Here is a 20,498-nt window from a genome sequence, read left to right as displayed (position 1 = left end):
GGTTTTTGTATGTTTGAGCATGAAACGGTTTTAAAAATGGAGTCCATTGAGGGATTGAATATTAAGCCAGACGGGATTTATGTCGATTGTACGTTAGGAGGAGCCGGTCACAGCGAAGAGATTGTCAAGCGTTTGACGACAGGCCATCTGTACGCCTTTGACCAAGACGACGTCGCGCTCAAGCACGCGAGTGAGCGGTTGGCTCCATATGAGGACCGGGTTACGTTCATTAAAAGCAACTTCGTCCATTTGAAAGATGAACTGCTGGCACGGGGAATCACCCAGGTCGATGGGGTATTGTTTGACCTTGGCGTGTCTTCGCCGCAGCTCGATGAGGCCGAACGTGGCTTTAGCTACAATTACGACGCGCCGTTAGATATGCGCATGGACCGTTCGCGTGAGCTATCGGCTTACCATGTCGTCAACGAATGGCCGTTCGGGGACCTTGCCCGCATCTTCTTTACATACGGGGAAGAGAAATTCTCGAAACAGATCGCCCGCAAGATCGAGCAAGCCCGTGCCGTCAAGCCGATTGAGACGACGTTTGAACTCGTCGAGTTGATCAAAGACGCGATTCCGGCGCCGGCACGACGAAAAGGCGGACACCCTGCGAAACGAACGTTCCAGGCGATCCGCATCGCCGTCAACGATGAATTGAACGTGTTCGACCGCGCCGTCCAAGACGCGATCGATCTACTCGCCATCGGTGGACGGATTTGTGTCATCACGTTCCACTCGTTAGAAGATCGGATTTGTAAGCAAGTCTTCAAAGAGAGAAGCCAGCATCCGCCGTTACCACCAGGATTGCCGGTCATCCCGAAAGAGTTTGAACCCGAGTTGAAGTTGATCACGCGCAAGCCGATCACGGCCGGGGACGTTGAACTTGAAGACAACCGCCGGGCCCGTTCAGCCAAGCTTCGGGTCGCAGAAAAACAAAAATAGACTGTACGTAGGAGGGATACCTGATGCCAGAAGCTGCTCGCAAGGCTTTGCAGCCTCAAGTTTCGCCGAATCGCAATCCGATTCCGCAAGAACGACCAATACCAGCTCCAAAACGACGTACGTTGACTTTGTTCGAATCCATCCTGTACCCGACCATGATCTGTTCAGTTGTCTTGTTCGGTGGCATCACGGTATCGAAACATAACGAAGCGTACAACATCATGCGCGACACGGCTCTGATCACACAAGAGACGAACACGATCGCGAAAGAGAATGAAGAATTGAAGTATGAGATCGCCCAACTAAGCTCACCTGAGAGAATCTATGCGATTGCTGAAAAGCTCGGAATGCAATTCAATGAGAACAACGTCAAGGTGATTGACTGATGAATTCTCTACAACAGAGTAAAAAAAGAGTGGCGTGGGTGGCGATTGTTTGCTTCACACCACTCTTTTTATTTTTTGTCGGTTGGTTCCTTTATTTGTCCGTCTTCCAGACGTACAAAGGGGAAAACATGCTCGCCTTCGCCGAGGAAGAACGCTGGAAAGCGGTCAGTACGTTAAAAGCGGAGCGGGGCGAGATTTTTGATCGGTTCGGACAACCAATCGCCATCAACATCCCGTCGTATCGAGTCGTGGCCGTGTTGAAGCTCGGCGGCGAGCGGGTAGAGAACAAGACGCTCATGCCCGAAGCGTTTCCTGAGGCCGCGAAGCAACTTGCGACCGTGCTTCCGATGACGGAAGGTGACATCTTGAAACGGCTCGAGCAAAACAAAGACCGTGGGCAAATCGAGTTCGGCGTGCCGGGTCGTGATTTGACGGTCGAACAAAAAGAAGAGATTGAAACGTTCAAGATTCCCGGGATCACGTTCGTCGAAGAACCGAAACGCTATTATCCGAACAAAGTGTTCGCATCAAGCGTCGTCGGATACGCCCAAAAGATTGACCAGAATGGGCGGATCGAACTCGTTGGAGAACTCGGGATTGAAAAGTCACTCAATGACGTCTTGAGCGAGTCGTATGGGCTGTATCGGTTCGAGAAAGATTTGGCCGGCCGTCAACTCGTCTCGAGTGACGAGCAATTGAAGGTTGACCCGGAAGATGGGGCGGACGTCCAACTGACGATCGATCACCGCATTCAACAGCTGCTCGATACGAAGATGGAAGAGCTGTATAAAGAGTACAAGCCGAAGAACGCGACGGCGATCATTATGGACCCGAAGACCGGCGAAATCATCGCCTTGTCGGACCGCCCGTCATTCGATCCGAACACGCGTGAAATCAGCTCATACAGCAACTTCTCGGTATCGTCCCGCTTCGAGCCGGGGTCGACGATGAAGATCTTCACGTTGGCCGCTGCCATCAACGAAGGTGTCTACAACCCGAACGAACTGTACAAGTCGGGTTCATATAAGTATGGCAAGACCGTATTCAATGATTACAACATTACCGGATGGGGTACGATTCCTATGGTAGAAGGCGTCTGGCACTCGTCGAACGTCGCCTTTTCGATATTGGCGAACGAACGGCTCGGACTCAGTCGCTACGAGGATTATTTCAAAGCGTTCAAGTTCGACCAACGCACGGGCGTCGATTTACCGGGCGAGGTCAACAGCCAGTTCGATTTCGAGAGCCCGCTCAACGTCTTGATCACAGCATGGGGTCAATCGACGGCCGTCACGCCAATGCAAATCTTGCAAGCGACGTCAGCGATCGCGACCGATGGGACGATGAAACAACCCCACGTCATTAAAAAAGTCGTCAATCGTGAGACGGGTGAGACGATTCGGACGACGAATCCGAAAGTCGTCGGACAACCGATCACGGCCGAGGCGGCGAAGCAGACGCGGGAAGCGCTTGACGGCGTCGTCAACAGTGACGTCGGGACGGGGCAATTGTACGCCCTCGACAACTACCGCGTCATCGGGAAAACCGGGACCGCACAAATCGCGGAGAACGGGAAGTATTTGAGTGGACAATATATCCATTCGTTCGTCGGCATGGCGCCGGAGGACGACCCTGAACTCGTCATGTACATCGCCGTCGACCGACCGAACAGTGACTCGTCGACGACGGGGCCGCGTATCATGGCACCGCTGTTCAAAGACGTGATGGACGTCGCGCTCCGTTACCGGAGTGTCGAGCCGGACAAACAGGCGAAGACGATCGATGCGTCGACGAAGACGACAGAGTCATTCGTCGGGCAAGGCCGTGACGAGGCGGTGAAGGAAGCCAAAGCGGCCGCGTTCACACCGGTGGCACTCGGTAACGGTGAGACGGTCACGGCGCAAAGTCCGGTCGAAGGCCAACCGTACGTCGTCGGTGAGCGGTTGCTGTTAAAGACGGCGGAGTCGTTCGCGATGCCGACGCTCAAGGGGTGGTCACTTCGTGACGTGAAGCGGTTGGCTACGCTTTATCAATTGAATTTAGAAATAGACGGCACCGGCTTCGTCACGTCCCAATCGATTGGGAAAGGCAAGCCCGTCAAGACGGGGGCGACGCTGAAAGTGAAGCTCGCGTCACCGTCGAACTAACGCAAAGGGATGAAGAGGGCCTCGGCTCTCTTTTCCTTTGTCACAGGAGGAAATGGTTATGGAACAGTTGACGATTCAAACACTCGCATCTTGGTTTGGGATGGAAATAAATGATTCGCGCGAGGTCCGCCACGTCGCGACCGACTCGCGAGACGACAATGCCGACGGCTTGTTCGTCCCGATTATCGGGGCGCGTGTCGATGGACACGATTATATCGAGTCTGCCGTCAAACAAGGTGCGATCGTGACGTTTTGGGAGCAAGACCGGCCGTTGCCGGAAGGGATTGTCGCCATTCCGGTCGCATCGCCGCTTCAGGCGCTTCAAGAGGCGGCAGCCCGCTACTTGGCAGAGATTGATCCAAAAGTCGTCGCCATCACCGGATCGAACGGAAAGACCTCGACGAAAGATATGATTGCCGTCGTGCTCGGCGAGACGTTTAAGACACACAAGACGGCAGGCAATTTCAACTCGGATGTCGGCTTGCCGCTCACCGTGTTACGGATGCCACGCGATACGGAAGTCGCCGTCCTCGAGATGGGGATGAACGGATTCGGTCAAATTGAATTATTGTCGAAGCTCGCTAAACCGGATATCGCTTTCGTCACGAATATCGGAGAGTCGCACGGAGAACAAGTCGGGGGGCGCGAGGGTATCGCGAAGGCGAAACTCGAGATCAAAGCCGGTCTGAAACCGGATGGCGTCTTGATCGTCGATGCCGACGAGCCGCTCCTCAGTGAAGCTGGCGGGTACCGCGTCGGTTATGAGGCGACGGCTGACGGGAAGCTCGAGGTCGTGGAGGCGACGTTCGATGCTTCGATTTTCCGTTACAACAACGAGTTATATGAATTGAAAGTGCTCGGCGCCCATCAAATCCGCAACGCCGCCTATGCGATCGCTTGCGGACTCAAGTTCGGATTGGGACACGATACGATCCAACGCGGACTCGATCGGGTCCAGTTGACATCGATGCGGATGGAGAAGCGGATGTTCGGTGATGCGCACTTGATCAATGATGCCTATAATGCTAGCCCGACTTCGATGATCGCCGCCATCGAGACGATGAAAACACTTGAAGGGTTCACGCGACGTGTCCTCGTCCTCGGTGACATGTATGAGCTTGGCGCAGATGAAGTCACGCAACACGAAAGTGTCGGCCGTGTCATCACGGCCCCGGTCACGGATTGCGTGCTCATCGGAGAGAAGGCGAAATGGATTGCGAACGGCATTACCGACCCGCGTGTGAACGTGACAACGGTGCCGACCGTCGAGGAAGCGAAAGTGCTTCTCGGCAGTTATCAACGCCCCCAGACTGTGATATTGTTAAAAGCATCGCGAGGACTGGCGCTTGAGCGCTTAGTTCAATAAAGAGAGTAGTGAGGTACGAACATGATAATCAGTTTAATCGTCTTAATCAGTTCATTATTGACCGTATTGGTCGTCATGCCGCGGGCCATCCCGGCACTGCGTAACTTAAAGTTTGGCCAAGAAATCCGTGACGAAGGTCCGGGTTGGCATCAAAAGAAATCAGGCACTCCGACGATGGGAGGCATCGTCATCTTGCTCGCCCTCATCATCGGATTCCTCGTCTCGGTCGTCTTCGGAGAAGCCGTCGCCGGATTCGGGACGCTCTTGTTCGTGACACTCGCCTTCGGTGTGATCGGCTTCCTTGACGACTACATCAAAGTCGTCAACAAACGTAACCTCGGTTTGACATCGCTCCAGAAATTAATCGGTCAAATCGTCGTCTCCGTCCTGTTCGTCTGGTTCCTCTCACTCGGTGGGGAGCTCGACACGACGATTCAAATCCCGTTCACCTCGATCGCGTTTGAAACGGGTTGGTTCTATGTGGCCATCGTCATCTTCTGGCTTGTCGGTTTCTCGAACGCGGTCAACTTGACGGACGGTCTCGACGGTCTCGTCTCGTTCTCGGCTATCCCGACGTTCGCCTTCTTCGGCATCTATGCCCTCGGGCAAGACGAAGCCGGAATCGCTTGGTTCGCCTTCAGTGCCGTCGGCGCCTTGCTCGGTTTCCTCGTCTTCAATAAATACCCGGCAAAAATCTTCATGGGCGACACGGGGTCGCTCGCCCTCGGCGGTGCGGTCGCAGGTCTCGCCCTCATGCTCAAACTCGAGTTGTTGCTCGTCTTTGTCGGTATCATCTTTGTCATCGAGACGCTCAGCGTCATCTTGCAAGTGCTCTCGTTCAAGACGACGGGCAAACGAATCTTTAAGATGAGCCCGATCCATCACCATTTCGAAATGGTCGGTTGGTCAGAATGGCGCATCGTCTTGACGTTCGGTGGAATTAGTTTGATCACGGCAGTCTTGTCGTTACTACTCATGTAATGGATGGTGGAAGACATGCAACAACAGTGGAACGATAAACGAGTCCTCGTACTCGGCGCGGCACGGAGCGGCATCGCCGCTGCCGCTTACTTAAGAAATGTCGGCGCGAACGTGACCATCAATACCGGGAGCGAACCGTCAACGGAAGAACGGATGAAAATCGAAGCGCTCGGCATCAACGGCGTCTTCGGTTCCCATCCGCTCGAATTGCTCGACACGACGGACATGATCGTCAAAAATCCGGGTATCCCGTATCACATCCCGCTCCTCCAAGCAGCGCTTGAGCGGAACATCCCGATCTATACAGAAGTGGAGCTCGCCTACTTGGCGACCGATGCCACGTTTGTCGCCATCACCGGTTCGAACGGGAAGACGACGACGACGACGCTCGTCCACGAATTGCTTAAAGGGGGAAGTCGTCCGGTGCATGTGGCAGGGAATATCGGTTTCCCGGCCATCGAAGTGGCATCGAAAGCGAAGCAGGGTGACGTCATCGTCATCGAGCTGTCGAGCTTCCAACTGATGGGCGTCGAACAGTTCCATCCGCAAGCGGCGGCACTGTTGAACTTGTCACCGGCGCATTTGGATTACCACGGCGACTTTGACTCGTATGCCGATGCCAAAGGAAACTTGTTCCGGAACATGACGGCCGCAGACCGTGTCGTCGTCAAAGGCAGCGACACGGAAGTGATGAAACGTGTCCCGTCCGGTCTTCCCGCCTCAACGTTCGGTTACGACAGTGGAGACGCACACGTAGTGGACGGCTGGATCACGCTTCATGGAGAACCGGTCATCCGCGTCGAGGACCTTGCCCTTGGTGGGGCCCATAACGTCGAGAACGTGTTGGCAGCCTTGTTGCTCGTCGAACCGTTCGACATTCCGCGAGCACACATCGAACGCGTCCTTCAGACGTTCGGCGGAGTGGCCCACCGTACAGAGAGCCTCGGACGAGTGCTCGGCCGCCGGGTGTATAACGACTCGAAAGCGACGAACAACGTGGCCGCCGAAGCCGCATTGAACGGTTTCGAGGCCCCGATTGTCTGGGTGTGCGGTGGACTCGAACGTGGCGCCGACCTCACTTCTCTCGTTCCGGCTCTCGGCCGGGTCAAAGCGATTGTCGCTTACGGCGAGACGGCGGAGCGGTTTAAGTCGTTAGGTGAGGCCGAGCAGATTCCGTCGTTCGCGGTCGCTACGCTCGAGGCGGCGGTCCCGCTCGCGTTCGAACAGTCGGCGACTGATGACGTGATCTTATTATCGCCGGCTTGTGCAAGTTGGGATCAATATAAGACGTTCGAAGAGCGCGGCGAACATTTCGTCCGACTCGTGAATGCATATGAGGAGGCCAATCGATGAAAGTTATGATTTCTGGTGGAGGGACGGGTGGACATATCTACCCGGCACTCGCTCTTCTCGACACACTCAAAGCGAGGCACCCGAAGCTCGAGGTGCTTTATATCGGGACTGAGAACGGTCTCGAGGCTGACCTCGTTCCACGGGCGGGCGTCCCGTTCAAATCGATCCGGATTGCCGGACTAAAACGTTCTCTATCGCTCGACAACATCAAGACGGCGTATTGGTTCATTCAATCCGTCCTCACGTTACGTAAAGAGATGAAGACGTTTCGTCCGGATGTCGTCATCGGAACGGGCGGCTTCGTCTCAGGACCGGTCGTCTTCACCGCACAACAACTCGGCATCCCGACCATCTTGCATGAACAGAACAGCATCCCGGGCTTGACGAACAAGTTCCTCTCGAAGAAAGCCGACCGCGTCGCCTTGTCGTTCGCCGGTTCTGAGTCGCAGTTTCCCGGAGCGAACGTTCGCGTCATCGGGAACCCGCGTGGGAGCGAAGTGTTGAAGACGACCGTAGATGAGGCGGCCGTCCGTGCCGAGTACGGTATCGATGAGCGGCCGATCGTCTTGATTTACGGCGGAAGCCGCGGGGCAGAAGCGATCAATCGCGCTGTCATCGAAGCTATTCCCGAGCTCGCGGTTGAACCGGTGAACGTGCTCTACGTCACCGGGAACGTGCACTACGACAACGTCGTGGCCACCGCGCCAACAGCTGAAAACGTCCATGTCTTGCCATACGTCTACGATATGCCTGAGCTTCTCGCTTGCGCGAGCCTCGTCGTGTCACGGGCCGGCGCGTCGACGATCTCGGAGTTGACCGCGCTCGGTCTACCGAGCATCTTGATTCCGAGCCCGTATGTGACGGCCGATCATCAGACGAAAAATGCGTCAGCCCTCGTTGAGAGCGGCGCGGCCGAATTGATCAAAGAAGGAGACTTGACGGGCGAGACACTCGTCAAGTCGATCCGTCACGTATTGGCCCATCATGATGAGATGGCAGAAGCATCGAAACGGCTAGGGTTCCCGCAAGCTGCGGAATCACTCGCCGACCTCGTCGAAGAAGTCCGCCGATAAAGGAGAATAGACATGGAGACACGTCAGAACACCGTTCGTAGTTTAGAAGACCGTATCCCGTATATGAAAGATCAGCGTCGTAAAAAAGCGAACCGACGCTTGTCGACCATTTTGATCTTATTCGCGGTGCTGATCGCACTCGTCGTATATATGCAGACATCGGTCTCTGACGTGAAGGCGGTGAACGTGAACGGTCTGTCCTGGCTGACAGAAGAGTACGTGCTCGCCGGGACGGACATCGATACGTCCACAAAAATCGTTCAAGTGTCACCGAAGGAGATTGAACGAGAACTCCGCGCCGTGCCTGGCGTGAAAGATGTCGACGTCGACCGCTCATGGTATAACATCGTGACAATCGATGTCGAAGAAGAAAAGATGATCGCGTATTCGCGGACGGATCAAGAAGAAGTCGCGGTACTTGCCGATGGCTCGCTTCATCCGACTGGCGGTATCACCGACCCTGAGAAGTTAAAGGACGGTCCACTCTTGCGTGAATTCACGGATAAAACGGAACTCGAGAAAATCGCGACTGAGCTTGAACAAGTCGATGACGCGATGCGGGCCCGGATGTCGGAAATCGTGTTCTCGAAACAAGACGGGGAATCGACTCGATATGAGATTTATATGAACGACGGCAACACGATTCAAACGCCGACGTTCAAGCTCAGTCAAACCGTGTCCAAATACGGTGAAATCTATGAAAACATTCCAAAAGGACAACGGGGAACTGTCGTCATGGATGGCGGATATTATTTCGTCCCGTATGAAAAACCGAAAGAATAATCTGATATTTTACAGTCCTTAGACACATAAGGGCTGTTTTTTTATCGATTGTAATCGAATTGACACCCCAAAACCGCTTAATTTGTAGGATTCTACCTTTTCTCACTATCTTATTTGTTGTAAACTTAGACGTGAGATATCTTGCCGGACCTAACAATATTTTTGGATATCTGTAACAATGTAACGGAATTCAAGTATAGAAATTAAAGCGCGGAGGTGTTTCCCTTTTGGAAGCGAATGGTTATGTGGCCGCATTGGATATAGGAACGTCAGAAATTAAGCTCGTCGTGGGTGAATTACTCGGGGGAACGCTTAACATTTTGGCGGAGGGGTGTGCCCCGTCTGCAGGAGTAAAACGTGGCGCCGTCGTCGACATCGATAAGACGGTTCAAGCCATCAAACAAGCCGTCGAACATGCCGAAGCGGCACTCGGTGATCAAATTCGGTCGGTATATGTTGCCATCGAAGGGGAACATATCCAAATCGCCCCATGTCACGGAATCGCGTCGGTCAAACGAGAAGACCAAGAAATCACGGATACAGATGTCATCGAAGTCATCAACTCGGCGCAAGTCATGCGCTTGCCGGACGAGATGAGCGTCATCGATGTGATCCCGTCGTCGTTCACGGTCGATCAACAGACAGGTGTCGTCGATCCTCGGGGAATGCTCGGCTATCGTTTAGAGATGCACGGGAAGATGGTAACTGGTTCGAAGACGATTTTACATAGCATTCGTCGCTCCATCGAACGAGCGGGTCTGAAACTCGAAGGATTCGTCCTCGGCAACTTGGCACTCGGTATGAGCGCGGCATCTGTCGACGAAATCGATCTTGGTATCGGATTGATCGATATCGGACATGAAAAGACAACCGTCTCTGTCTTCTATCGGGGCGACCTTGTCTACTCATATATCCTTCCTGTCGGAGGCGATCATATGACACGCGACTTGGTTTACAAGCTCAACTGTAAATACCAGGACGCCAAAGTGGCGAAAGAAGAATACGGACTCGCCCTTGAAGAAATGGCCGACGCATCCGAGGGCTTCTCGTTCACGAACATTAACGGAGAAGTCACGTTCGAACCGCAAGCAGAAATTAGTTATGTTTTAGAGGCAAGAATAGAGGAAATGTTTACGCTTGTGTTGAATAGAGTGCAAAAGGTAGGCGTCCCGACGCTCAGTGGAGGATATCTCCTCTGCGGTGGGGCCGCTGCTTTACCTGGCATCCAAGAATTGGCGACTCGTGTTATGGGTCAAACGACGAGACTGTATCAGCCTTCGTCGATTGGCGTCAGACACCCGAAATACGCGACCGCGGTCGGCGTCCTCAAGTACGTGCTTATGAGCGATCATCACGTCTCGAAGTCACGACTTGAAAAGCCGGAAGAGCGCGTGACCGTCACGAAACCGGACGGCACGATGCCAAACGACCACGACCACGACGTGGATGTGGAGCGGGACGATCGCGAAACGAAAAATGGATTTGGCCGCTTAATGGAAAAACTATTTGGCGTGTAAACTTGACGTTGTGTTAACAATTGGAAATTACGTAGGGGGATACCTGAAATGATGTACTTTGATGAGGCGATTGACGCCGTAGCAAAAATTAAAGTAATTGGAGTCGGTGGTGGCGGTTCAAACGCCGTCAACCGCATGATCGAGCACGGAGTGCAAGGTGTCGAGTTCATCGCCGTCAACACAGACGCGCAAGCACTCAACATGTCAAAAGCAGACGTGAAGCTTCAACTTGGCGCGAAATTGACGCGTGGCCTCGGTGCCGGCGCAAATCCTGATATCGGGAAAAAAGCGGCAGAAGAGAGCCGTGAACAGTTGATTGAAGCGCTTGACGGCGCCGACATGGTCTTCGTCACAGCAGGTATGGGCGGAGGAACCGGGACTGGGGCTGCACCTGTCATCGCTGAGATTTCGAAAGAAATCGGAGCGCTCACGGTCGGTGTCGTCACGAAACCGTTCATGTTCGAAGGACGCAAACGGATGCAACACGCCCAACACGGGATTCAAGCGTTCAAAGAAAAAGTCGATACACTCATCGTTATTCCGAACGATAAGTTGCTTGAAATCGTCGAGCGCAATACGCCGATGATTGAAGCGTTCCGTGAAGCGGATAATGTCCTTCGTCAAGGTGTCCAAGGGATCACAGACTTGATTGCCATCCCTGGACTCATCAACCTCGACTTCGCTGACGTGAAGACGATCATGACAGAAAAAGGCTCGGCCCTCATGGGTGTCGGTGTCGCGACAGGCGAGAACCGTGCCGTCGAGGCAGCGAAGAAAGCCATCTCATCTCCACTTCTCGAGTCTTCAATCGAAGGCGCGAAAGGTGTCTTGATGAACATCACAGGCGGACTTAGCCTCAGCTTGTTCGAAGTCACGGAAGCTGCTCAAATCGTACAAAGTGCCGCTGATGAAGAAGTGAACTTGATTTTCGGTTCGGTCATCAACGAAAACTTGAACGACGAGATCATCGTAACCGTGATCGCAACTGAATTCGCAGAAGAAGCGCAAGGGACGAACCCGTTCCTCCAGCAACCGAAGAAAAAACCGGAAGCTGAAGTGAACCGTGAGGCTCAACCGAAAACGCAAGAAGCTGCGCCACAAGATGAAGGGAACTTCCATAGACCGGTCTATGGCGGGGACGTCCCAGACGAGACGATCAACATCCCAGCGTTCGTAAGACAACGCCGTAACTAAACAACAGGGGGGTGCCGGTTCTCGGCATCCCCTTTTTCTAAAAAAGGAGAATCATATGCGACTGTTACATACATGGGAAACCGAGACTTATCGCTTCCGCGCTTATGTGACGACCCGGACCGACGGACATAACGAAGGCAACGTCGGACTCCACGTCGGAGATGACGCAGACCAGGTCGTCGCCAATCGAAAGCAATTTTTTGAAGCGGCCGGTCTCGACCTCGCTGATTCGGTATGGGCCGACCAAGTGCATCAAACAAACGTCGAAGTCGTCGGAGACGCTGACCGAGGCAGAGGAGCGTACCGTTACGATGAGACGATTCCGGCGACGGACGGTCTCGTCACGACGGTTGACTCGTTACCGCTCGCCCTCGTGTTCGCTGATTGTGTCCCGCTGTTCTTTTGCGCCAAAGACCATGGCGTCATTGGTGTCGCACACGCAGGCTGGAAAGGGACAGTCGGTAACATCGTGGCCTCGATGACCGATGCATTTGCAACATTGGGCGTACCGGAACAAGATATTGATATGTTTGTCGGACCAGCCATCACGGCCGACCATTACGAGGTCGACCGCCGTGTCCTTGATGCGGTCGAAGCTGTCTCGCCGGCAGCTTATGAAGCATCAGTCTCGGACGAAAAGGCAGGCCATGCCCATCTATCCCTGCAACGAGTGAACGAGACGCTCGCCGCTGAACGAAATATCGAGGTGACCCAATCGAACTTGTCGACCGTAGCCGATCGAAGCTTTTTCTCGTATCGGAATGGAGATGCCAAACGTCGATTTGCGGCCGTCCTCGTCAAGGAGAAGAAATCGTGAGTATAGCGAATAATGTGAATCAAGTCAGACAGACGATCGACGCGCATCGGACCGATCAAGCGGTGACGCTCATCGCGGTCACGAAATCGGTCGGTCCCGACGTGGCGAACGCCCTCTATGCGGAAGGCATCCGTGATTTCGGCGAAAATCGTCCCGAAGGATTGCTTGAAAAAGTCGAGCAGTTGCCGCCTGATGCCAAGTTTCATTTCATCGGCAGCCTGCAGACACGTAAAGTGAGACAAATTATCGACCATGTGGCAGCGATCCATTCGCTCGACCGTCTCTCGCTCGCCGAAGAGATCGATAAGCGCGCCCAAGGCGTGATCGATTGTTTCGTGCAAGTGAACATATCGGGCGAAGCATCAAAACATGGTCTCGAAAAAGAGGAAGTCATCCCGTTCATCGAGAACTGTAAACAGTATCCTCACGTGCGGATCATCGGATTGATGACGATGGCACCGTTCACAGAGGACGAGACGGTGATTCGGGAGACGTTCCGAAACTTGAGACAATTGCGCGATGACGTCGCAGGTCTTGCCTATCCGCATGCACCGTGTACCGAACTGTCAATGGGGATGTCGAACGACTACACGTTGGCGATCGAAGAAGGCGCATCGTTTGTTCGTATTGGAACCGTACTTGTGCAATAATATATTTTAAGGAGGAATCCGTTATGTCAATCAAAAACAAAATGAAGGACTTCTTTGGACTCGAGGAAGATCCGAACAACCAGTTCGAAGGAGACGAGTATGCTGTCGCCGAAACGAAGACACAACCGATGACGGAGGCAATCGTCAAAACTGAGGACCGTCCGAAAACATCGAACAATATCGTCGCGTTGAACACGAAGAAGAAAGAACGTTCAAAAGTCGTCTTGGCCGAACCGCGTGTATTCGCCGAAGCCCAAGACATCAGCGACCAATTGAAAGAAAACCGGGCCGTCATCGTCAACCTCCAACGGATGTCGAAAGAGCAGTCTCGTCAAGTCGTCAACTTCTTGTCAGGTGTCGTCTATGCGTTAGAAGGGACGATGACGTCGATTGGACATAACACGATTCTATGTACTCCAAACAACATCGAGTTGACGGGATCGATCTCGAATTTGATTTCGGAGGACGAACTCAACAGTAAAGGGTGGTAACTGAATGGAAAATGCTATACCTGCGTTAGGCAACACGATCGTTACATTACTTGGGTATTATAGTTGGGTCTTGATTGCCTATATTTTATTATCGTGGTTCCCAAATGCGCGCGAATCTAAATTTGGTCAAATTTTATCGTATCTATGCGAGCCGTTTTTAAACCCGTTTCGTCGAATCATCCCACCAATCGGCGGGATGCTCGATATCTCCCCAATCGTCGCTTTATTTGTGCTACGGATGGCACAATTTGGAGTGCGAGCGATTTTCGGTATTTAAATGAGCGTCTTCGATCATTATCGTCCGAATGAGCGCCCGTTTGTCGAGCAAGTGCTCGATTGGGTTCAACAAGTCGAGGACAACTATGTGTTTAAAGTGACGGACTTTTTAGATCCACGCGAGCAACAAATCGTCCGGCAACTCGTCGGGAAGCAGCTCGCGATTTATGAGGACGGCGGATTTGAAGGCGCGGAACGGCGTCGACTCATCCTCGCTCCGGACTATTACGAGCTCGACCCGAACGATTTTGATATCGCGATTCGTCAAATCGACTATCCAACCAAATTTGTCGAATTGACGCATCGTCAGGTGACGGGTACGCTCTTGAACGCTGGGTTGAAGCGTCAAAAATTCGGAGATGTCGTCCTCGACGACGGCGTCGCCCAATTCGCGACGACGCGTGAGGCGGTTGGGTTCATCGAGATGAACGTCGACCGGGTCGGCAAGGCCCGGATTCGCATCTCAGAGGTGCCGCCCGAGTCCGTGCTCGTCGTGCCCGAAGTCAAATGGAGCGACGAGTTCGGAATCGTCTCATCGCTCCGGTTTGACACGGTCGTCAGCGAAGTGCTCGGATTATCAAGGCAAAAAGCGCAGGCGCTCGTCAAACATGGAGACTGCAAAGTGAATCATAAACCGATTGACGATGCGAGCTTCATCCTTGAACCAGACGATTTGGTCTCGATCCGAGGGTATGGCCGTGTCAAATTGACGGCGATTCTCGGCTCGACGAAACGTGAGAAAATAAAAATCCAGTATGGCATCATACGTTGAACTTAGGAGGAAAGTCGAATGGCGTTGACACCGATTGATATTCATAATAAAGAGTTCTCGACTCGTTTTCGCGGGTACGATATCGATGAGGTCAATGAATTTCTAGATCAAATCATCAAAGAGTTTGAGCTATTGATTCGTGAGAATAGAAGGTACGAAGAACTCGTCAACGATATGCAAGCCCGTATCGACTACTTCTCCTCGATGGAAGACACGTTGAACAAATCGATTATCGTCGCCCAAGAGGCTGCCGAAGAAGTGAAGACGAACGCGGCGAAAGAAGCGAGTCTCATTTTGAAGCAGGCCGAACGCGAGGCGCTCGCCCGTGAGGAAGAAGCGTCACGTAAAGAACAGCTCGCTGAGCGCGAAGTCATTCAAATGCTCAAAAAAGTCGAGTTGTACCGGACCCGCTTCCGCGTCCTCGTCGATGCTCAGATGGAGCTGTTGAACAGCACGGAATGGGACACGATTGTCGGGGAGCCGCCGGTCCAGACGGTTCTTGACGATACGACCGAACTTGCGTATAATGACGACGAAGTCATACCAACCAAACATCACGGATAATACACAATACGTCGATTAGGACACGTCGATAAAGTCATACCTACGAAGCGACTTAGGGAAGGTGCAAGCCTAAGAGAAAGACTTTATCGGTATCCCCTATGAGTGTCGGGCTGAAGTTAGTAAGCGCGACCGCCTGACCTCGTTATCGGTTACCAAGAGCGGTCTCGGGGCTTTCCCTGAGATTAGTAGGGTGGTACCGCGAGTCGACCAACTCGTCCCTATTAGGGGCGGGTTTTTTTGTTGTCAAAAAAAGATGCAGGAGGAGTTTCAATGAACTACAAAGACACACTATTGATGCCTGAAACAGAATTCGCGATGCGCGGAAATCTGCCGAAACGCGAGCCAGCGATGCACGAGGCTTGGGAACAGATGGACCTATATAACCGCGTCCAAGAAAAAAATGCCGGAAAGCCACAATACATCCTGCATGACGGACCTCCGTATGCGAACGGCGACATCCATATGGGCCATGCGCTCAACAAAGTATTGAAAGACATCATCGTCCGCTTCAAATCATTGAACGGCTACCAGTCGCCGATGATCCCGGGCTGGGACACACACGGTCTCCCGATCGAGAACGCGCTTCAAAAAGCAGGCGTCAATCGTAAAGAGATGACGGTCGCCGAGTTCCGCGAGAAGTGTGCGGCGTACGCGATGGAACAAGTGAACTCGCAACGCGAGCAGTTCAAGCGTCTCGGACTGATGGCTGACTTTGACAACCCGTATATCACGCTATTGCCGGAATATGAGGCGGCTCAAATCCGCTTGTTCGGGACGATGGCCGAGAAGGGTTACATCTATAAAGGGAAGAAACCGGTCTACTGGTCACCGTCTTCTGAATCGGCCCTCGCCGAGGCAGAAATCGAATACTATGACAAGAAGTCACCGGCGATCTACGTGGCGTTCCAAGTCGTCGACGGCAAAGACGTCTTAGCGACAACGGACCACTTCGTCATCTGGACGACGACACCATGGACGATCCCGGCCAACCTTGGGATTGCGGTCAGCGACGAGTTGACATACACGCGCATCGAGCACGACGGCAAAGGGTACATCGTTGCCGAAACGCTCGTCGAAGACGTGACGACGGCACTCGGCTGGACGGATTACACGGTGAGCGGTTCTTGGAACGGGCGCGAGTTCGAACACATGACGGCTCAGCACCCGCTTTATGACCGGACATCGCTCGTCATGATCGGCGATCACGTCACGGCTGACGCGACAGGTCTCGTCCATACAGCACCAGGTCACGGGGAAGACGATTACCGTGTCGGACAAGCTTACGGACTCGACGTCCTCTGCCCGGTCGACGACCGTGGTTATATGACAGAGGAGGCGCCAGGTTTCGAAGGTTTGTTCTATGAAGACGCGAACAAACAAATCGGCATGAAGCTTGAAGAGAACGGCTACCTCCTCAACTTGAAATTCATCAAGCACTCGTACCCGCACGACTGGCGTACGAAAAAACCGGTCATCTTCCGCGCCACACCACAATGGTTCGCGTCAATCAAAGATTTCCGTGCCGACATGCTTCGTGAAATCGAAGAAGTGAACTGGGTACCGGAGTGGGGCATGACGCGCCTTTACAACATGGTCCGTGACCGTGGGGACTGGGTCATCAGCCGTCAACGGGCATGGGGTGTCCCGATTCCGATCTTCTACGCCGAAGACGGCACGGAGATCATCACGAACGAGACAATCGACCACATCGCCAACTTGTTCCATGAGCACGGCTCGAACGTCTGGTATGAGCGTGAAGCGAAAGACTTGTTGCCAGAAGGCTTTACACACCCGAACAGCCCGAACGGCGAGTTCCGGAAAGAACTCGACATCATGGACGTCTGGTTTGACTCAGGTTCGTCTCATGCGGGCGTACTCGAACAGCGCGATAACTTGCGCCGTCCGGCCGACTTGTACCTTGAAGGCTCGGACCAATACCGCGGCTGGTTCAACTCGTCACTCTCGACGGCAGTCGCGACGACGGGCAAAGCGCCGTATCGCAACGTGCTCAGCCACGGCTTCGTCCTCGACGGCGACGGACGTAAGATGTCGAAGTCACTCGGCAACACGATCGCACCGAACGATCTCGTCAAACAATACGGAGCGGAAATCGTCCGTCTTTGGGTATCGTCGGTCGACTATCAGTCGGATGTCCGCGCATCGCACGATAACTTCAAACAAGTGTCGGAAGTCTACCGGAAGATCCGCAACACGTTGCGCTTCTTGCTCGGTAACTTGAACGGGTTCGACCCATCGATGCGTGTCGCCTTCGAAGACATGCCGGAAGCGGACCGCTTCATGGCGACAAAACTCAAGCAACTTCAGACGAAAGTCGTCAAAGCGTACGACACGTTCGATTTCATGGCTGTCTATCACTTGAGCCATAACTTCTGTGTCAACGAATTGTCGTCGTTCTATCTCGACTTCACGAAAGATATTCTGTATATCGAACGTGAAGACGACGCACGTCGTCGTGCCGTTCAAACGGTCATGTATGACACGGTCGTCACGCTCACGAAATTGCTCGCACCAATCCTCCCGCACACAGCGGACGAAGTGTGGCAAGAAGTGCCGGCGAAGACAGCTGATAGCGTCTTCTTGACAGACCTTGAGGCAGTGGCACCGCTCACAGAAGATGAGACGGCATTGCTTGCTAAATGGTCGAAGTTCCTCACGTTCCGTGACGACGTCTTGAAAGCGATCGAGATCGCCCGTGGCGAGAAGTTGATCGGTAAACCGCTCGAAGCGAAACTACAAGTCGCGCCAAAAGGTGAGACGAAACAGTTGCTCGAGACGATCGATAACGTTCGTCAGTTGCTTCAAGTGTCGCAACTCGATTACGTCGAATCGGCCGATGTCGATTATGCGACGGCCGAAATCAGCGTCATGAAGGCTGACGGTGCCGCTTGTGCCCGTTGCTGGACATACTCGACCGAGCTCGGTCAAAATGCTGAACATCCAGAGCTTTGCCCGCGTTGTACTGAAGTCATCGCATAAGCCGGACCGGAGTGGCGATCGTCCACTCCGGTTTCTTATGACTTGAAAGGAGAATCTGATGAAACGTTATTACGGATTAGCACTTTTCCTCATCTTGCTCGACCAAGTAACGAAATGGATTGTCGTCCAGACGATGACGATCGGGCAGTCAATCGAGCTCATCCCAGAATTGCTCTACTTGACGTCTTACCGCAATAAAGGCGCGGCCTGGGGCATGCTCGAAGGGCAGATGGTGTTCTTCTTCATCGTCACTGCGGTCGTCGTCGTCGGCTTGATTTATTTCTTGCATAAAGAAGTGAACGGGTTTGATCTGCTCGGTTATAGCGTCGGGTTATTGCTCGCCGGTGCGATCGGGAACTTCATCGACCGTCTGTTTCGTGGTGAAGTCGTCGATTTCGTCGACACGTATCCGTTCGGCTACAACTTCCCAATCTTTAACGTCGCCGATATGGCGCTCACGTTCGGGGTCATCTTCATGATCATCGGCGTCTTGTTCGAAGAAAAATTAAACAAAGAAAGGGGACAATCGTAATGGAAACTTACACATTTGTCGCCGAAGAAAAGGCACGTATCGACAAATGGATGAGCGAACAAAGTGACTGGTCACGTTCGCAAATCCAAGACTGGATCAAGGCGGGGGACCTCCTCGTCAACGGCCAGGTCGTCAAGCCGAACTATAAACTGCAAGAAGGTGACGAAATCGTCGTGACGGTCCCGGAGGCCGTCGAACTCGAAGTGTTGCCAGAGAATATCAAGCTCGACGTCGTTTATGAGGACGAGGATGTCATCGTCGTCAACAAGGCACGCGGCATGGTCGTCCATCCGGCGGCCGGTCATACGTCAGGCACGCTCGTCAACGCACTCCTCTATCACTGTGACGATTTGTCAGGTATTAACGGTGTCAAACGACCAGGCATCGTCCACCGCATCGATAAAGACACGACCGGTCTCCTCATGGTCGCGAAAAACGATGTGGCCCACGAATCGCTCGCGAGCCAGTTGAAGGATCGTAAAATCAAGCGTGAATATATCGCTCTCGTCCACGGCGAAGTTGCCCATGAGCTCGGGACGATCGAGGCGCCAATCGGGCGTGACACGAACGACCGTCAGCGGATGACAGTGACGGACAAGAACGCGAAAGAAGCGATCACGCACTTCCGTCTGCTCGAGCGGTATAAAGACTTCACACTCGTCGAGTGTAAGCTCGAGACGGGACGGACGCACCAAATCCGTGTTCATATGCGTTATATCGGCCATCCGCTCGCTGGTGACCCGAAATATGGTCCGCGCCGCACGATTCAATTGAACGGACAAGCGCTCCATGCGGCGACGCTCGGTTTCTTCCATCCACGCACGGACGAATGGCTCGAATTCGAGGCGCCGCTCCCGGCCGACTTCGAAGCGGAACTTGCAAAATTGGACAAAATCGAGAAAACGCGTTGACTTTCAACCGATTCCGATTTATAGTCTAGGAAGCATAACACCTTTAAACCCAGTCCAGAGAGGCTGTGAAAGGATTGTGGCCGCGGCCACGACACGTCGATTATTTGAGGCAGAGGTCTGCCCTCACATATGAAGACTTCCTTTTCCAGCCGGATGAGGAAGTCTTCTTTTTTGTATAATTTGAGAGAGGGGGGAAACGTTTGAAACGTTCTACCATATTGGATGAAGCGGCCATCCGCCGTGCACTTACCCGAATCGCTCACGAAATCATCGAGCGCAACAAAGGAACGGACAACGTCGTGCTCGTCGGGATTAAAACCCGAGGCGAGACGCTCGCCGACCGACTCGCCCGCCGCATCGAAGAAATCGAAGGCAAACCGATCGCGCTCGGTAACTTAGACATCACGCTGTACCGGGATGACCTGTCTAAGAAGTCACTCGACCCGGAAGTGAAAGCGACTGAACTGCCACACGACATCAACGGCAAGACGGTCGTCTTGATTGACGATGTCCTCTACACGGGCCGGACGGTGCGAGCCGCCATGGACGCACTCGTCGACCACGGTCGCCCGGATTACATCCAGCTCGCTGTCTTGATCGACCGGGGACACCGCGAGCTACCGATTCGCCCAGACTTCGTCGGCAAGAACGTCCCGACCTCGAAGTCAGAACAAGTCGTCGTCCGACTCAGTGAAGTCGACACGACCGACGAAGTGTTTATCAAACAGCAATAATCCAAAACCTTT

At 53.4% G+C, this 20,498-nt stretch carries 20 protein-coding genes; all 20 read left to right on the top strand.

Annotated elements, in window-relative coordinates; genetic code table 11:
- Window positions 1-9: 9 nt before the first annotated feature.
- The 20 genes from rsmH to pyrR all read left to right on the top strand — a co-directional run bounded on the left by rsmH (window position 10) and on the right by pyrR (window position 20,486).
- The gene (gene rsmH, locus KNP60_RS05215; protein ID WP_034777067.1) at window positions 10-942 is read left to right on the top strand and encodes a 16S rRNA (cytosine(1402)-N(4))-methyltransferase RsmH; all 933 of its coding nucleotides are present in this window, start codon (window positions 10-12) and stop codon (window positions 940-942) included.
- 23 nt (window positions 943-965) lie between these two features.
- A complete protein-coding gene (gene ftsL, locus KNP60_RS05210; RefSeq protein WP_251126243.1) occupies window positions 966-1,328 on the top strand; it encodes a cell division protein FtsL in 363 nt (120 codons plus the stop codon).
- A 38-nt stretch (window positions 1,329-1,366) separates the two neighbouring features.
- On the top strand, window positions 1,367-3,475 hold the full coding sequence (locus KNP60_RS05205) for a penicillin-binding transpeptidase domain-containing protein (RefSeq protein ID WP_353048635.1): 2,109 nt from the start codon (window positions 1,367-1,369) through the stop codon (window positions 3,473-3,475).
- 58 nt (window positions 3,476-3,533) lie between these two features.
- A complete protein-coding gene (locus tag KNP60_RS05200; RefSeq protein ID WP_251131341.1) occupies window positions 3,534-4,841 on the top strand; it encodes a UDP-N-acetylmuramoyl-tripeptide--D-alanyl-D-alanine ligase in 1,308 nt (435 codons plus the stop codon).
- A 21-nt stretch (window positions 4,842-4,862) separates the two neighbouring features.
- Window positions 4,863-5,822, top strand: a complete 960-nt coding sequence (gene mraY, locus KNP60_RS05195; RefSeq protein ID WP_214797043.1) for a phospho-N-acetylmuramoyl-pentapeptide-transferase — start codon at window positions 4,863-4,865, stop codon at window positions 5,820-5,822.
- 15 nt (window positions 5,823-5,837) lie between these two features.
- Window positions 5,838-7,175 (top strand): UDP-N-acetylmuramoyl-L-alanine--D-glutamate ligase, encoded by a 1,338-nt coding sequence (gene murD, locus KNP60_RS05190; RefSeq protein WP_251128222.1) that lies wholly within the window; start codon window positions 5,838-5,840, stop codon window positions 7,173-7,175.
- Entirely contained in the window at window positions 7,172-8,248 is a 1,077-nt protein-coding gene (gene murG, locus KNP60_RS05185; protein WP_214797042.1) for an undecaprenyldiphospho-muramoylpentapeptide beta-N-acetylglucosaminyltransferase, read from the top strand. The genes murD and murG overlap by 4 nt, the downstream gene beginning before the upstream one ends.
- 12 nt (window positions 8,249-8,260) lie before the next feature.
- Window positions 8,261-9,031: a cell division protein FtsQ/DivIB gene (locus tag KNP60_RS05180; RefSeq protein ID WP_214752659.1), complete on the top strand. Its 771-nt coding sequence runs from the start codon at window positions 8,261-8,263 to the stop codon at window positions 9,029-9,031.
- A 227-nt stretch (window positions 9,032-9,258) separates the two neighbouring features.
- Entirely contained in the window at window positions 9,259-10,548 is a 1,290-nt protein-coding gene (gene ftsA / locus KNP60_RS05175) for a cell division protein FtsA (RefSeq protein WP_034777079.1), read from the top strand.
- Window positions 10,549-10,596: 48 nt separating this feature from the next.
- Complete coding sequence (gene ftsZ, locus KNP60_RS05170; protein WP_034777081.1) at window positions 10,597-11,742, top strand: cell division protein FtsZ; 1,146 nt, start codon at window positions 10,597-10,599, stop codon at window positions 11,740-11,742.
- A 55-nt stretch (window positions 11,743-11,797) separates the two neighbouring features.
- Window positions 11,798-12,559, top strand: coding sequence for a peptidoglycan editing factor PgeF (gene pgeF / locus KNP60_RS05165; protein WP_214797041.1), 762 nt, complete (start codon window positions 11,798-11,800; stop codon window positions 12,557-12,559).
- Window positions 12,556-13,209: a YggS family pyridoxal phosphate-dependent enzyme gene (locus tag KNP60_RS05160; RefSeq protein ID WP_214763863.1), complete on the top strand. Its 654-nt coding sequence runs from the start codon at window positions 12,556-12,558 to the stop codon at window positions 13,207-13,209. Before pgeF ends, KNP60_RS05160 begins: the two co-directional genes overlap by 4 nt.
- 23 nt (window positions 13,210-13,232) lie before the next feature.
- Complete coding sequence (locus tag KNP60_RS05155; RefSeq protein WP_029595732.1) at window positions 13,233-13,700, top strand: cell division protein SepF; 468 nt, start codon at window positions 13,233-13,235, stop codon at window positions 13,698-13,700.
- A 4-nt stretch (window positions 13,701-13,704) separates the two neighbouring features.
- A complete protein-coding gene (locus KNP60_RS05150; RefSeq protein WP_021067051.1) occupies window positions 13,705-13,977 on the top strand; it encodes a YggT family protein in 273 nt (90 codons plus the stop codon).
- Window positions 13,978-14,748: a YlmH family RNA-binding protein gene (locus KNP60_RS05145; protein ID WP_034777088.1), complete on the top strand. Its 771-nt coding sequence runs from the start codon at window positions 13,978-13,980 to the stop codon at window positions 14,746-14,748. It begins immediately after the preceding gene.
- Between the two features lie 18 nt (window positions 14,749-14,766).
- Window positions 14,767-15,312, top strand: coding sequence for a DivIVA domain-containing protein (locus tag KNP60_RS05140; protein ID WP_021067053.1), 546 nt, complete (start codon window positions 14,767-14,769; stop codon window positions 15,310-15,312).
- Window positions 15,313-15,582: 270 nt separating this feature from the next.
- A complete protein-coding gene (gene ileS / locus KNP60_RS05135; protein WP_034777090.1) occupies window positions 15,583-18,309 on the top strand; it encodes an isoleucine--tRNA ligase in 2,727 nt (908 codons plus the stop codon).
- A 58-nt stretch (window positions 18,310-18,367) separates the two neighbouring features.
- The gene (lspA, locus tag KNP60_RS05130) at window positions 18,368-18,841 is read left to right on the top strand and encodes a signal peptidase II (protein ID WP_034777092.1); all 474 of its coding nucleotides are present in this window, start codon (window positions 18,368-18,370) and stop codon (window positions 18,839-18,841) included.
- Complete coding sequence (locus tag KNP60_RS05125) at window positions 18,841-19,752, top strand: RluA family pseudouridine synthase (RefSeq protein WP_034777094.1); 912 nt, start codon at window positions 18,841-18,843, stop codon at window positions 19,750-19,752. Before lspA ends, KNP60_RS05125 begins: the two co-directional genes overlap by 1 nt.
- A gap of 200 nt (window positions 19,753-19,952) precedes the next feature.
- Window positions 19,953-20,486: a bifunctional pyr operon transcriptional regulator/uracil phosphoribosyltransferase PyrR gene (pyrR, locus tag KNP60_RS05120; RefSeq protein WP_034777096.1), complete on the top strand. Its 534-nt coding sequence runs from the start codon at window positions 19,953-19,955 to the stop codon at window positions 20,484-20,486.
- Window positions 20,487-20,498: the final 12 nt, after the last annotated feature.

Source organism: Exiguobacterium sp. s5, from assembly GCF_018618075.1.
Classification (GTDB): domain Bacteria; phylum Bacillota; class Bacilli; order Exiguobacteriales; family Exiguobacteriaceae; genus Exiguobacterium; species Exiguobacterium mexicanum_A.
The sequence above is the reverse complement of the archived record's forward strand: the minus strand, read 5'-3'. Positions and strand labels throughout refer to the sequence as shown.

Coding starts and splice junctions, on each gene's coding strand:
- murD (WP_251128222.1), top strand. CDS start 5,838: ATGCAACAACAGTGGAACGATAAACGAGTCCTCGTACTCGGCGCGGCA.
- KNP60_RS05125 (WP_034777094.1), top strand. CDS start 18,841: ATGGAAACTTACACATTTGTCGCCGAAGAAAAGGCACGTATCGACAAA.
- ftsZ (WP_034777081.1), top strand. CDS start 10,597: ATGATGTACTTTGATGAGGCGATTGACGCCGTAGCAAAAATTAAAGTA.
- pgeF (WP_214797041.1), top strand. CDS start 11,798: ATGCGACTGTTACATACATGGGAAACCGAGACTTATCGCTTCCGCGCT.
- KNP60_RS05200 (WP_251131341.1), top strand. CDS start 3,534: ATGGAACAGTTGACGATTCAAACACTCGCATCTTGGTTTGGGATGGAA.
- KNP60_RS05140 (WP_021067053.1), top strand. CDS start 14,767: ATGGCGTTGACACCGATTGATATTCATAATAAAGAGTTCTCGACTCGT.
- ftsL (WP_251126243.1), top strand. CDS start 966: ATGCCAGAAGCTGCTCGCAAGGCTTTGCAGCCTCAAGTTTCGCCGAAT.
- KNP60_RS05145 (WP_034777088.1), top strand. CDS start 13,978: ATGAGCGTCTTCGATCATTATCGTCCGAATGAGCGCCCGTTTGTCGAG.
- KNP60_RS05155 (WP_029595732.1), top strand. CDS start 13,233: ATGTCAATCAAAAACAAAATGAAGGACTTCTTTGGACTCGAGGAAGAT.
- murG (WP_214797042.1), top strand. CDS start 7,172: ATGAAAGTTATGATTTCTGGTGGAGGGACGGGTGGACATATCTACCCG.
- ileS (WP_034777090.1), top strand. CDS start 15,583: ATGAACTACAAAGACACACTATTGATGCCTGAAACAGAATTCGCGATG.
- KNP60_RS05180 (WP_214752659.1), top strand. CDS start 8,261: ATGGAGACACGTCAGAACACCGTTCGTAGTTTAGAAGACCGTATCCCG.
- mraY (WP_214797043.1), top strand. CDS start 4,863: ATGATAATCAGTTTAATCGTCTTAATCAGTTCATTATTGACCGTATTG.
- lspA (WP_034777092.1), top strand. CDS start 18,368: ATGAAACGTTATTACGGATTAGCACTTTTCCTCATCTTGCTCGACCAA.
- KNP60_RS05150 (WP_021067051.1), top strand. CDS start 13,705: ATGGAAAATGCTATACCTGCGTTAGGCAACACGATCGTTACATTACTT.
- rsmH (WP_034777067.1), top strand. CDS start 10: ATGTTTGAGCATGAAACGGTTTTAAAAATGGAGTCCATTGAGGGATTG.